Raw genomic sequence first — 11,741 nt, forward strand, 5'->3', positions numbered from 1 at the left:
AAGCAGGCAAGGATTATTCCTGATTGTGACAAATACACCAGAGGCAGCGGTCGATTCGCCCTGTGTTGAAGAACTGTCACCGATGGGGAGTAGAATGGCCGTCACTTTATCCATCGGTGTTTTCTGCCCAGATGCCCGTTATTACTGAACTTTCCCGCCCGACACAGCCCCTCGACCAACCCTCGCAGGACGATCTGTTTCCAATCCGGGAAGTTTCACGGTTGACGGGGATCAACCCGGTGACCCTGCGGGCCTGGGAGCGTCGTTATGGATTGATCCAGCCGACGCGCACCGAAAGTGGGCACCGATTGTATTCGATGCACGATGTCGAGACGGTCCGCGAGATCCTCGGCTGGATCGATCGGGGTGTCGCGGTCAGCAAGGTCGGCAAGATCCTCGCCAAGACCCGGGCCGCCCGCGAGGCGCCGCAGGCCATGCCGGGCGACAGCGCATCGGGCGATTACCTGCAGTGGCAGGGGCAACTCAAGCGGGCGGTCGGCGGCTTCGACGAGCCGCACCTGGAGCGGCTGTACGGCCAGATCTTCTCCAGCTATTCGCTGTCGGTGGTGTTCCAGGACATCCTCATGCCGTTCTGGCGGCAGCTGGCGCAGCACCAGGAACCTTACGGCCACACCAGCGAATGGCTGTTCTTCGATCACTTCCTGCGTTCGCGGGTCTCCCAGCGCCTGCTGTTACAGCGCGGCCAAGCGCTGCGCCCGGTGCTGCTGGCGGCGCTTGCCGGGCAATGCCGGGAACTGGAATTGCTGGTGGCGGCGCTGATGCTGGGCAGTGCCGAGTTGGAAATCCGGGTGTTGGCGCTGGGGCAGCCGTTCGACGAGCTGACCCTGGTCTGCGAGAAGATCAAGCCCCAGGCGCTGGTGCTGTTTTCCAATCACGCGCCGGCGCCGGAGCTGCCTCGACGCTTGAACCGCATGGCGCTGACCCTGGAGTGTCCGCTGATGCTGGCGGGAGATGTCGCCGAGCTGGCCCAGGACAGCCTGAGCGCTTCGCCGGTGGGCTGTCTGGGGAGTGACGGGCGTTTGATGATGCAGCGCCTGCGGCAGTTTCTCAGCGGTACGCTCGATACCTGAGCTCATACCCAGGCAGTCAAAAGCTGCGATTTCAGATGTGCAGGTTGGGGTGTGCCAGGCGGTGCTGTTGCAGGATGAACTGGCGCAGGCGCTCGGTTTCATCCGTGTCGCTCTGGTTCAACCGATAGGCATAGAAGCCGACGTCGGTCTGGCGTTCGAGGCGGCCGCGCAGGGCGATGCGCTCGTAGCCCGACGGACTGAACCACTGGGCGAACTGCTTTGGCGCTTTGGCCCGGTTGTGGATTTCCAGCAACACGCTGTTGAACGACACCTCATGCACCCACAGCGCAGTGGGCTGCCCCTTGGCGTTTTCCAAGGCCACCGGCTCCGCCAGCGTCAGGCGCCAGGGGCGGACCCTCGGCCCATCCTCGAAGATGCTCGGCACGCCCAGGCGCAGATGCAGCGCGTGGAACTCGTCTTCCACCAAGTGCAGGGGAAAGGTCATCTGCTGGTTTTCAAAGTGCGCCTGAATGGTCACTTGCTCATTGGCCGCCAGGCGGGTGAGCAGGTCGCGGATCTGTGAGCCCCCATTCACCAGCAGGCTCGAGTTCGCATCCCGCATGTTGAGTTGCGGGTTGTGCTGCATGGTCTGAATGAAGTCCAGTTCATCCTGAGTGAGGAGAGCGTCACGGCGCATGATGTTGCTCGAAGGAGAAGGTGACAAAATCATTGGTGATTAAGCGTACTGACAACTAATTCGACATCTTGTTAGAGCCGCTCGTCGCCTGGAAAGCGGCGAGTTCCGCGCGGGTTTCGGCCAGCTCCTTTTCCACCTGCGCCAGCCGTTGCTGGGCCTTGACCTGGACCGTCACATCTTTCTGCACCCCGACAAAATAGGTCAACTGGTCGCTTTCGTTGAACACCGGGGTGATCGACAGTTCGTTCCAGAAGTGACTGCCGTCCTTGCGGTAGTTGCGCAGCACCTGGCGGCAGGGCTGGCCGCTATCCAAGGCCTGGCGAATCAGCGGGATTGCCGGCTGGTCCCGGTCGCCCGACTGGAGAAAGCGGCAATCCTGGTACAGCACCTCGTCGGCGCTGTAGCCGGTGAGCCGTTCGAACGCCGGGTTGACGTAGATGATGATGTTGTCTTCGCCTTCCTGTTCGGCAACGACGATCCCGTCGTTGGAGGCGTTGATCACCAGTTGCAGCAGATGGGCGTTGATCATCGGAGGCTTTCCGCAGTCGATCGGCAGGTGGCGGCAATTCTAAGACATGGCGCGAAGCTGTCCACTGGCCATTATGGGTAAATCACGCTACAAGGCTGGATTTTTTTGCGCAACTGTTAATATCCCAGTCTTTTACTCAGCTTCAGGATCAGATTGATGAAAGTCGCCATCCTTTCCGGCTCGGTGTACGGCACGGCTGAAGAAGTCGCCCAGCATGCCGCCAAACTCCTCAATGCCGCAGGTTTCGAGGCCTGGCACAACCCGCGCGCGACCCTGGCGGATGTCCAGGCGTTCGGCCCCGAGGCGTTCCTGGCCGTGACCTCGACCACCGGCATGGGCGAGCTGCCGGACAACCTGCTGCCGCTGTATTCGGCCATTCGCGATCAACTGCCGGCGGCCTGGCGCGGTTTGCCCGGCGCAGTGATCGGCCTGGGCGATTCGAGCTATGGCGACACCTTCTGTGGCGGTGGCGAGCAGATGCGCGAACTGTTCGCCGAGCTGGGCGTGCGTGAAGTGCTGGCAATGCTGCGCCTGGACGCCAGCGAAAGCGTGACCCCGGAAACCGACGCCGAGCCTTGGCTGGCCGAGTTGATCAGCGCTCTGCGCGGCTGACCGGCCGCTCGCGCAAAAGCGCCAGCCAGGCTTGTGCGGCCTTGGACAGATAGGCGCCCTGGCGCCAGATGAAGGCGATGTCCCAGCGCAGGTAGTCGGGCGCTTGCAGCGTCAGGCGTACCACGCCGGGCCGCACCAGGCCGCGCGCCACCACGCTGGGCAACAGCACTACACCTTGCCCGGCGGCCACCAGGGCGGCGAGAAAGTCCGCCTGGCCGCTGCGGCCACCTTCCTTCGGGGTGAACCCCACCTGCTGACAGGCCTGCAGCAGCCGGTCGTTGAGCACGAAACTGCGCTGATAAAGCAGGAACGGCGTGTCCGCCAGTTCCTCCAGGCGCACCTGGGCCTTGATCGCCAGTGGATGATCGGCCGGTAGCAAGGCATCCAGAGGTTCATCGCAGAAAGGCTGGTAGGCGAAGGTCGGGTCCTTGGGCGTCAGGCTGCCGCCGATCTCCAGTTCCCCGTTGAGCACCGCCTGCTCGATATTCAGGCTGCCGCCTTCAAGCAACTGCACGCTGATGTTCGGGTAGCGCCTGCGGTACTCGGCGAACAGGCCGGCGAACAGTGCGTCGCTGCCCAGCAGGGGCAGGCCCAGACGCAATTCCCCGCGGGCCAACAAGCTCAGGTCGTCCAGCTCGCTGAGCAACTCATTGCGCAGGCGCAGCATGCCTTCGGCGCGTTGCAGCACCACGCTGCCAGCGGCGGTGAGATGAATGTGCGAGCCCTGGCGATCCAGCAATGGCGTGCCCAGGCTCTGTTCCAGCTGGGCGATTTGCTTGCTCACCGCCGACTGGCTGATATGCAGGGTCTTGGCGGCCTGGGTGAAACCGCCCTGGTGAATCACTTCGACAAAACTGCGCAGCTGTTTGAAGTCCATGTTTTGGGTCCGTGCTCTTAATTCCATTCTGGAATGGCTTCTAGTCTAACAATTCGCTTCGGTGATGGCAGGCGCTTGCCTAAAATGCAGGCCTGCGAGGACCGAATTCCATGAACGCTTCCACCTTGAAACACCTGGGTCGCCTGTTATCCGAACTGGCGGTGTTGCTGGCTATTTATCTGTTCGGCTGCCAGCTGGCCGGGTGGCTGGCGTGGCCGATTCCTGGCGGGGTGATCGGCCTGGCCCTGCTGTTGCTGGCGTTCGCCCTGGGCTGGGTCAAGCCGGCGGCGCTGCAAATGGGCGCGGGCCTGCTGATGGCCGAGATGCTGCTGTTCTTCATTCCGGCGCTGATGAGCCTGCTGGACTACGGCGGCCTGCTGCGCCAGGACGGATGGCGGATCCTGCTGGTGATTGGCGTCAGTACGCTGATGGTGATGCTGGTCACCGCGTTCACGGTGGAATGGGTGTGCCGCTGGAGAATGCGCCATGACGCTTGAGCCCATGCCGATGTTCTGGCTGCTGCTGACGCTCGCGGCCTATCTGTTCAGCCGCTGGATCTACCGGCGCACCGGGCGCTACCTGCTGTCGCCGCTGATCCTGGTGCCGGCCCTGCTGTTGGCGATCGCCGTGCCGCTGCACACCGCCTATGCCGAATACGCCGCCAATACCCATTGGCTGATGCTGGTGCTGGGGCCGGTCACCGTGGCTTTCGCAGTGCCGATCTGGCAGCAGCGGCAGCTGTTGGCGCGGCATTGGTCGGCCTTGCTCCTGGGCATGCTGGCGGGCAGCGCGGCGTCCATCGCCAGCTCCTTCGGCCTGGCGCGGGTGCTGGCCCTGGACAGCTCGGTGACCCTGTCGCTGGTGCCGCGTTCGATCACCACGCCCTTCGCCATGCCGCTGGCCCATGACCTGGGCGGTGTGCCCGAACTGACGGCGGTGTTCGTGATGTTCACCGGGGTGTTCGGCGCCATGCTCGGCGGTGTCCTGCTCAAGTGGCTGCCGCTGCGCAGTGCCCTGGCTCGCGGTGCTTTGTTCGGGGTCGGCGCCCACGGCGCGGGGGTCAGCCGCGCCCATGAAGTCGGCGGCGAAGAGGGCTCGGTGGCTGGGTTGGTGATGGTCCTCACGGGCCTGCTGAACCTGTTCGCCGCCCCTTTATTGGCGTCGTTGCTTTGACGTTTGACCTGTGCCGATTGCAACTAAAATAACCACTGACCCGCTCGGTCAGTAAGCTGGCTGCAAAGGCAACTACCCGAACCCGGGTGGCTGACTAGACTGATCCCCACGTCCGAAAAAATAATAAAAAACTGCCGTCACTGAGGTCCTTGCCGTGAGCCTATCCTCCGTTCAATCGACATCGAGTGTGAAAGACCAGGTCAGCACCGCCGAATGGCAAACCCGCGTCGACCTGGCCGCCTGCTACCGCCTGGTGGCGATGCATGGCTGGGACGATCTGATCTTCACCCACATCTCCGCCAAGGTCCCTGGCACCGAAGATTTCCTGATCAACCCGTTCGGCCTGATGTTCCATGAGATCACCGCCTCCAGCCTGGTGAAGGTCGACCAGGCCGGCAACAAGCTGATGGACAGCCCCTACGAGATCAACCCCGCCGGCTACACCATCCACAGCGCCGTGCACGAAGTGCGGCACGATGTGGCCTGTGTGCTGCATACCCACACCGCGGCCGGGGTCGCGGTGTCCGCGCAGCAGCAGGGGGTGTTGCCCATCAGCCAGCAATCGCTGTTCGTGCTGTCGAGCCTGGCCTATCACGCCTATGAGGGCGTGGCCCTGAACCACGAGGAAAAGGCCCGGCTGCAGGCTGACCTCGGCGACAGCAATTTCCTGATGCTGCACAACCACGGTCTGCTGACCTGTGGCGGCACCATCGCCGACACCTTCCTGATGATGTTCACCTTCCAGCGCGCCTGCGAGATCCAGGTGCTGGCGCAGAACGGTGCGGCGCAACTGATCGCCATCGAGCCGCAGATTCTGGCCGGGGCCAAGGCGATGATCGCCGGGGTCACCAGAAGCGCTCAAGGCATGGGCGGCGCGCTGGCATGGCCGGCACTGCTGCGCAAACTCGATAAACAAGACGCGGGTTATAAACTCTGATGCCTATGGCCGAGATTCCTCTGTGCGTGTGGCGCAAGCGCGGACATAGCTTCGCGTTTCGCGGCCATGCCATTCGCTACTGGACCGCGGGGCAGGGCGAGCCGCTGCTGCTGATCCATGGTTTTCCCACCGCCGCCTGGGACTGGCATTACCTGTGGCAGCCCCTGGCGCAGCGCTATCGGGTGATCGCCTGCGACATGTTGGGGTTTGGCGATTCGGCCAAGCCGCGGGACCACGAGTACAGCCTGCTGGAACAGGCGGACCTGCAGCAGGCCTTGCTCGAGCATCTGGGGGTCGATAGCCCCGTGCATCTGCTGGCCCACGACTATGGCGACAGCGTCGCCCAGGAAATGCTCGCCCGGCACTACGAAGAGCGTTGCAACATGGCCAGCTGTGTGTTCCTCAACGGCGGCCTGTTCCCGGAAACCCATCGCCCGGTGCTGACGCAGAAGCTGCTGCTCAGCCCGCTGGGCTGGATGCTCGGCCGCGCCTTCAGCCGTGAGGGCCTGGCCAAGAGTTTCAGCCAGATTTTCGGCCCGCAGACCCGGCCCAGCGAAAGCGTGCTGGATGACTTCTGGAGCCTGGTGGAGGCCAATAACGGCCCGCGGATCCTGCATAAATTGATCGGCTACATTCCCGAGCGCCGGGTGCAGCGCGACCGCTGGGTGAGTGCGATGCAGCGCGGCGAGGTGCCGCTACGGGTGATCGACGGCGCGGTGGATCCGATTTCCGGGGCGCACATGGTCGAGCGCTACTGCCAACTGATCCCCGCCCCGGATACCGTGCTGCTGGCCGGGATCGGTCACTACCCGCAGACCGAGGCCCCGGTCCAGGTGCTCAAGCACTATCTGGCCTTTCGCGACAGCCTGGAGTTTCCACCGCGAAAACTGGCCTGCTCCTGAGCGCCCCGCGCTGTCCGTAGCTACCGCGGTTCTGCGGCCTTGGCCTGTGCATGCCAGACGCCGATGCGGCCCACGCCGTGGTTCCCCCTCGATCATCCCCCTGCCTTATTGCGCACCATTCAGCTTCAGCCGTGTTTATTGTGACCGCCAGCCGCGTGCCTGACACTCGAAGCCATTATCCGTCTGTTGTCCATCTGGCCTGTGGGAGTTCGGTATGAGTGAGTCTGTGCGCTTCGAGAATAAAGTCGTGATTGTCACCGGTGCCGGCGGCGGTCTGGGGCAGGCTCATGCATTGCTGTTCGCCCGGCACGGGGCGAAGGTCCTGGTCAACGACCTGGGCGGTTCGACCCAGGGCGAGGGCGCCAATGCCTCGGCGGCCGACCGGGTGGTGGCGCAGATTCGCGAAGCCGGCGGCATCGCCGAGGCCAACCACGATTCGGTGACCGACGGCGACAAGATCGTGCAGAACGCCCTGGATGCCTTCGGCCGGGTGGATGTGGTGGTGAACAACGCCGGCATCCTGCGCGACAAGACCTTCCACAAGATGGAAGACGCCGATTGGGACCTGGTGTACCGCGTCCATGTCGAAGGCGCCTACAAGGTGACCCGCGCCGCCTGGCCGCACATGCGCGAGCAGGGTTATGGCCGGGTGATCTTCACCGCGTCCACCTCCGGTATCTACGGCAACTTCGGCCAGTCCAACTACGGCATGGCCAAGCTTGGCCTCTACGGCCTGACCCGCACCCTGGCCATCGAAGGCCGCAAGAACAACATCCTGGTCAACGCCATCGCGCCAACCGGCGGCACGCGGATGACCGAAGGGCTGATCCCGCCGCAGGTGTTCGAGCAACTCAAGCCCGAGCTGGTCAGCCCGCTGGTGGTGTACCTGGGCAGCGAGAACTGCCAGGAGACCTCCGGCCTGTTCGAGGTCGGCGGCGGCTGGATGGGCAAGGTGCGCTGGGAGCGCAGCCTGGGCCTGGGCTTCGATCCGCGTGAAGGTTTTTCCCCGGAAGATGTCGCCGCCCACTGGCAGCAGATCTGCGACTTCGAGGGCGCGGCGCATCCCAAGGACAACATCGAAGCCTTGAAAGAGATGATGCAGAACCTGCAGAAATACGCGATCTGAAGCAGCGCCCGCCAACCCGAACAGCCGCGGCCTGCGCGGCTGTTCGCCTTATGCCTTCATCACTGCCTTCGGCCTGACCCTGGCGCTGTCAGTCCATCGCCTGTTGCAGCGTTTCCATTGCCACGGCGAGCAGACCTTGAGCATCGACCTGGCTTTCTACCGGGCATAAAAAAGGCCGCTGCAAGGCAGCGGCCGAAGGAAGACGTTAGATCAAGGAGCAACAAATCAACGTCAGTGAACACCCGGTGAAGATCTGAATATCGTTGCTTCAAACCTTCTGAATCCTCTTGCCCCCAAGGTGGCGTGATCACACCTCTGGGCGACTCTGCGTGGCTGTTTGCCGTGAGAGCGAGGCCAGAATAAGGGCTGGCTGTGCAATGAAAAATAGCGATTGTGGACAAGGACTGTTACAGCCTGGGCAATAGTAGTGCACGTTGCGCGGACATGCCCTGCAAGGGCGCAATCCATCCACCTGATACCCATCCATCCAGCCCGTCGATGCACCGCGCAAAGGCCCGGCTGGCGAGGGCATTCATCCTTTCGAACGACAACGCGAATACCTCCTTGGTGCGCTTATCGCTCCTGTGCGCCGGCAGTAGGGTGAGGCCTTCTGTCACTCACCGGGGAAGACGCATGACAAAAACAACAATGCGCGCCATCTTCACACCGCGGGCGCTGGCCGTCGCGGTGGCCTTGGGGGGCTGCGCCCAGGCGCAGGCCGTTTCATTCAACATCGGGGAGATCGAGGGGCAGTTCGATTCTTCGCTGTCCATCGGCGCCAGCTGGGGCATGCGCGATGCCGACAAGGACCTGGTGGGTGTGTCCAACGGCGGTCGCGGGCAGTCTTCCACCGGCGACGACGGGCGCCTGAATTTCAAGAAGGGCGAGACCTTTTCGAAGATCTTCAAGGGCATCCATGACCTTGAACTGAAGTACGGCGACACCGGCGTCTTCGTCCGTGGCAAATACTGGTACGACTTCGAACTCAAGGACGAGGACCGCGAGTTCAAGCCCATCAGCGACCACAACCGCAAGGAGGGCGCCAAGTCGTCCGGCGGGCAGATCCTCGATGCCTTCATCTATCACAACTACTCCATCGCCGACCTTCCGGGCACCGTGCGCGCCGGCAAGCAGGTGGTCAGCTGGGGCGAAAGCACCTTCATCGGCAACTCGATCAACAGCATCAACCCGATCGACGTGTCTGCATTCCGTCGTCCTGGCGCGGAGATCAAGGAAGGCCTGATCCCGGTGAACATGCTGTTCGCTTCCCAGGGCCTGACCGACCAGCTGACCGTGGAAGGTTTCTATCAGCTGGAGTGGGACCAGACCGTGGTCGACAACTGCGGCACCTTCTTCGGCAACGACGTGGTGGCGGACGGCTGCACCACTGGCTACACCGTCGGCAGCCCGGCGATCCGCCCGCTGCAACCGATTGCCGCAGCGTTCGGCCAGGGCTTCACCGTGGCCCCCGAAGGCGTGGTGATCGGCCGCGCCGGCGACCGCGATGCCCGCGACTCCGGGCAGTGGGGCACCGCCTTGCGCTGGCTGGGCGATGACACCGAGTACGGGCTGTACTTCATGAACTACCACGCGCGCACCCCGACGGTTGGCACCATCACCGCCGGAAGCAGCACCCTGGCGAGCATCCCGGGGATCGTCAGCACCGCCAACCGCATCGCCCCGGGCACCGGTTCGGCCCTGGCCCAGAGCGTGATGCTCGGTCGCGGCCAGTACTACCTCGAATACCCGGAAGACATCCGCCTGTACGGCGCCAGCTTCTCCACCACGCTGCCCACCGGCACCGCCTGGACCGGCGAGATCAGCTACCGGCCCAACGCCCCGGTGCAGATCAACACCAACGACCTGACCCTGGCCCTGGTCAACCCCATCGCCGGTGGCCTGGCGTCGCCGGTGCGGACCTCGGCGGGCGCCGACAACACCGGTTACCGGCGCAAGGAAATCACCCAGGTCCAGAGCACCCTGACCCAGTTCTTCGACCAGGTGCTGGGCGCCGACCGCCTGACCCTGGTGGGCGAGGCGGCGATCGTGCATGTCGGTGGCCTGGAGTCGAAAAGCGAGCTGCGCTACGGCCGCGATTCGGTCTACGGCCAGTACGGTTTCGGTGGCGATACCGACGGTTTCGTCACCGCCACGTCCTGGGGTTATCGCGCCCGGGCGATCCTCGATTACAACAACCTGATCGCCGGGATCAACCTCAAGCCCAACCTGTCCTGGTCCCACGACGTCAACGGCTACGGCCCCAATGGCCTGTTCAACGAAGGCGCCAAGGCGGTGAGCCTCGGGGTCGATGCCGACTACCGCAACACCTACACCGCCAGCCTCAGTTACACCGACTTTTTCGGCGGTGACTACAACACCCTCAAAGACCGCGACTTCCTCGCGTTGAGCTTCGGCGTGAACTTCTGATCCGGCCCTAAAGAAGGACAACTTTATGCGCAAGACGATTTTGCAATGCGGCGCCCTGGCCTTGACCCTGCTGGCGGCCAACGTGATGGCGGCGGTCACCCCGCAGGAAGCGGACAAGCTCGGCACCAGCCTGACCCCGCTCGGCGCGGAAAAGGCCGGCAATGCCGACGGCTCGATCCCGGCCTGGACCGGTGGTATCGGCAAGAACGCCGGGGCGGTGGACGCCAAGGGCTTCCTCGCCGACCCGTTCGCCAACGAGAAGCCGCTGTTCACCATCACCGCGGCCACTGTCGACAAGTACAAGGACAAGCTGTCCGACGGCCAGGTGGCGATGTTCAAGCGCTACCCGGAAACTTACAAGATCCCGGTCTACCCGACCCACCGCACGGTCGGCCTGCCGGCGGACATCTACGAGTCGGCCAAGCGCAGCGCGCTGAACGTCACCTCGATCAACGAAGGCAACGGCCTGGCCAATTTCACCGGCAACCGCTACTACACCTTCCCGATTCCGAAGACCGGCGTGGAAGTGCTATGGAACCACACCACCCGTTATCGCGGCGGCAACCTGCGCCGGATCATCACCCAGGCCACGCCGCAGACCAACGGCAGCTACACGCCGATCCGCTTCGAGGAAGAGGTGGCGGTGCCGCAGCAGATCCCCGACCTGGACCCGGAGAAAGGCGCCAACGTGCTGACCTTCTTCAAGCAGGCGGTGACCGCTCCGGCGCGCCTGGCCGGTAACGTGCTGCTGGTGCACGAAACCCTCGACCAGGTGAAGGAGCCGCGCCTGGCGTGGATCTACAACGCCGGCCAGCGCCGTGTGCGCCGCGCCCCGCAAGTGGCCTACGACGGGCCGGGCACCGCCGCCGACGGCCTGCGCACCTCGGACAACTTCGACATGTTCTCCGGCGCGCCGGACCGCTACGACTGGAAGCTGGTGGGCAAGAAGGAGATGTACATCCCCTACAACAGCTACAAGCTGGATTCGCCGAGCCTCAAGTACGACGACATCATCAAGGCCGGGCATATCAACCAGGACCTGACCCGCTACGAGCTGCACCGGGTCTGGGAAGTGGTCGGCACGGTCAAGCCGAGCGAGCGGCATATCTATGCCAAGCGCCACATGTACATCGACGAGGACAGCTGGCAGGTGGCGCTGGTGGACCACTACGACGGGCGTGGCCAGCTGTGGCGGGTGGCCGAAGGGCATGCGCAGTTCTATTACAACGCCCAGGTGCCGGCCTACACCCTCGAAGCGCTGTACGACATCATCGCCGGACGCTACCTCGCTCTGGGGATGAAGAACGAAGAGAAGCACAGCTTCGAGTTCGGTTTCGCCGCCAAGGCCGCCGACTACACTCCGGCCGCCCTGCGCGCAACCGGCGTTCGGTAAGGCCCGGGATACAAACGATGGCAAAAGGCGACCGATC

At 63.6% G+C, this 11,741-nt stretch carries 12 protein-coding genes; 9 read left to right on the forward strand and 3 right to left on the reverse strand.

Going from position 1 to position 11,741, the window contains the following annotated elements; translation table 11 throughout:
• Positions 1–131: 131 nt before the first annotated feature.
• Positions 132–1,091 (forward strand): MerR family transcriptional regulator, encoded by a 960-nt coding sequence (locus PMI20_RS08070; protein WP_007929823.1) that lies wholly within the window; start codon positions 132–134, stop codon positions 1,089–1,091.
• 31 nt (positions 1,092–1,122) lie between these two features.
• Here PMI20_RS08070 and PMI20_RS08075 read toward each other — a convergent pair whose 3' ends face one another.
• The gene (locus tag PMI20_RS08075) at positions 1,123–1,728 is read right to left on the reverse strand and encodes a hypothetical protein (RefSeq protein WP_007929821.1); all 606 of its coding nucleotides are present in this window, start codon (positions 1,726–1,728) and stop codon (positions 1,123–1,125) included.
• A 55-nt stretch (positions 1,729–1,783) separates the two neighbouring features.
• Entirely contained in the window at positions 1,784–2,257 is a 474-nt protein-coding gene (locus PMI20_RS08080) for a PAS domain-containing protein (protein WP_007929819.1), read from the reverse strand.
• 156 nt (positions 2,258–2,413) lie between these two features.
• Between PMI20_RS08080 and PMI20_RS08085 the strand changes: the two genes are divergently transcribed.
• Positions 2,414–2,869 (forward strand): flavodoxin, encoded by a 456-nt coding sequence (locus PMI20_RS08085; protein ID WP_007929809.1) that lies wholly within the window; start codon positions 2,414–2,416, stop codon positions 2,867–2,869.
• On the opposite strand, the gene PMI20_RS08090 is transcribed toward PMI20_RS08085, so the two are convergent.
• Complete coding sequence (locus PMI20_RS08090) at positions 2,850–3,746, reverse strand: LysR family transcriptional regulator (protein WP_007929807.1); 897 nt, start codon at positions 3,744–3,746, stop codon at positions 2,850–2,852. The genes PMI20_RS08085 and PMI20_RS08090 overlap by 20 nt on opposite strands.
• A gap of 110 nt (positions 3,747–3,856) precedes the next feature.
• Between PMI20_RS08090 and PMI20_RS08095 the strand changes: the two genes are divergently transcribed.
• The 7 genes from PMI20_RS08095 to PMI20_RS08125 all read left to right on the forward strand — a co-directional run bounded on the left by PMI20_RS08095 (position 3,857) and on the right by PMI20_RS08125 (position 11,704).
• Positions 3,857–4,243, forward strand: coding sequence for a CidA/LrgA family protein (locus tag PMI20_RS08095; RefSeq protein ID WP_007929806.1), 387 nt, complete (start codon positions 3,857–3,859; stop codon positions 4,241–4,243).
• Positions 4,233–4,919, forward strand: coding sequence for an LrgB family protein (locus PMI20_RS08100; protein WP_007929805.1), 687 nt, complete (start codon positions 4,233–4,235; stop codon positions 4,917–4,919). The genes PMI20_RS08095 and PMI20_RS08100 overlap by 11 nt, the downstream gene beginning before the upstream one ends.
• 154 nt (positions 4,920–5,073) lie before the next feature.
• Positions 5,074–5,856 carry a class II aldolase/adducin family protein gene (locus PMI20_RS08105; RefSeq protein ID WP_007929804.1) on the forward strand — a complete coding sequence of 261 codons (783 nt, stop codon included), beginning with the start codon at positions 5,074–5,076 and terminating at the stop codon, positions 5,854–5,856.
• Positions 5,856–6,758, forward strand: a complete 903-nt coding sequence (locus PMI20_RS08110) for an alpha/beta fold hydrolase (protein ID WP_007929803.1) — start codon at positions 5,856–5,858, stop codon at positions 6,756–6,758. The genes PMI20_RS08105 and PMI20_RS08110 overlap by 1 nt, the downstream gene beginning before the upstream one ends.
• A 214-nt stretch (positions 6,759–6,972) precedes the next feature.
• Positions 6,973–7,884, forward strand: a complete 912-nt coding sequence (locus tag PMI20_RS08115; protein ID WP_007929802.1) for an SDR family oxidoreductase — start codon at positions 6,973–6,975, stop codon at positions 7,882–7,884.
• Positions 7,885–8,517: 633 nt separating this feature from the next.
• Positions 8,518–10,311, forward strand: coding sequence for a DUF1302 domain-containing protein (locus tag PMI20_RS08120; protein WP_007929801.1), 1,794 nt, complete (start codon positions 8,518–8,520; stop codon positions 10,309–10,311).
• A 25-nt stretch (positions 10,312–10,336) separates the two neighbouring features.
• The gene (locus PMI20_RS08125; RefSeq protein WP_007929800.1) at positions 10,337–11,704 is read left to right on the forward strand and encodes a DUF1329 domain-containing protein; all 1,368 of its coding nucleotides are present in this window, start codon (positions 10,337–10,339) and stop codon (positions 11,702–11,704) included.
• Positions 11,705–11,741: the final 37 nt, after the last annotated feature.

It is taken from the genome of Pseudomonas sp. GM17, assembly GCF_000282175.2.
Taxonomy (GTDB): Bacteria; Pseudomonadota; Gammaproteobacteria; order Pseudomonadales; family Pseudomonadaceae; genus Aquipseudomonas; species Aquipseudomonas chlororaphis.

Bases quoted from the DNA above. Each gene is read 5' to 3' on its own strand.
- PMI20_RS08110 (WP_007929803.1), top strand. From the start codon at position 5,856: ATGCCTATGGCCGAGATTCCTCTGTGCGTGTGGCGCAAGCGCGGACAT.
- PMI20_RS08080 (WP_007929819.1), bottom strand. From the start codon at position 2,257: ATGATCAACGCCCATCTGCTGCAACTGGTGATCAACGCCTCCAACGAC.
- PMI20_RS08100 (WP_007929805.1), top strand. From the start codon at position 4,233: ATGACGCTTGAGCCCATGCCGATGTTCTGGCTGCTGCTGACGCTCGCG.
- PMI20_RS08120 (WP_007929801.1), top strand. From the start codon at position 8,518: ATGACAAAAACAACAATGCGCGCCATCTTCACACCGCGGGCGCTGGCC.
- PMI20_RS08095 (WP_007929806.1), top strand. From the start codon at position 3,857: ATGAACGCTTCCACCTTGAAACACCTGGGTCGCCTGTTATCCGAACTG.
- PMI20_RS08070 (WP_007929823.1), top strand. From the start codon at position 132: ATGCCCGTTATTACTGAACTTTCCCGCCCGACACAGCCCCTCGACCAA.
- PMI20_RS08075 (WP_007929821.1), bottom strand. From the start codon at position 1,728: ATGCGCCGTGACGCTCTCCTCACTCAGGATGAACTGGACTTCATTCAG.
- PMI20_RS08085 (WP_007929809.1), top strand. From the start codon at position 2,414: ATGAAAGTCGCCATCCTTTCCGGCTCGGTGTACGGCACGGCTGAAGAA.
- PMI20_RS08090 (WP_007929807.1), bottom strand. From the start codon at position 3,746: ATGGACTTCAAACAGCTGCGCAGTTTTGTCGAAGTGATTCACCAGGGC.
- PMI20_RS08115 (WP_007929802.1), top strand. From the start codon at position 6,973: ATGAGTGAGTCTGTGCGCTTCGAGAATAAAGTCGTGATTGTCACCGGT.
- PMI20_RS08125 (WP_007929800.1), top strand. From the start codon at position 10,337: ATGCGCAAGACGATTTTGCAATGCGGCGCCCTGGCCTTGACCCTGCTG.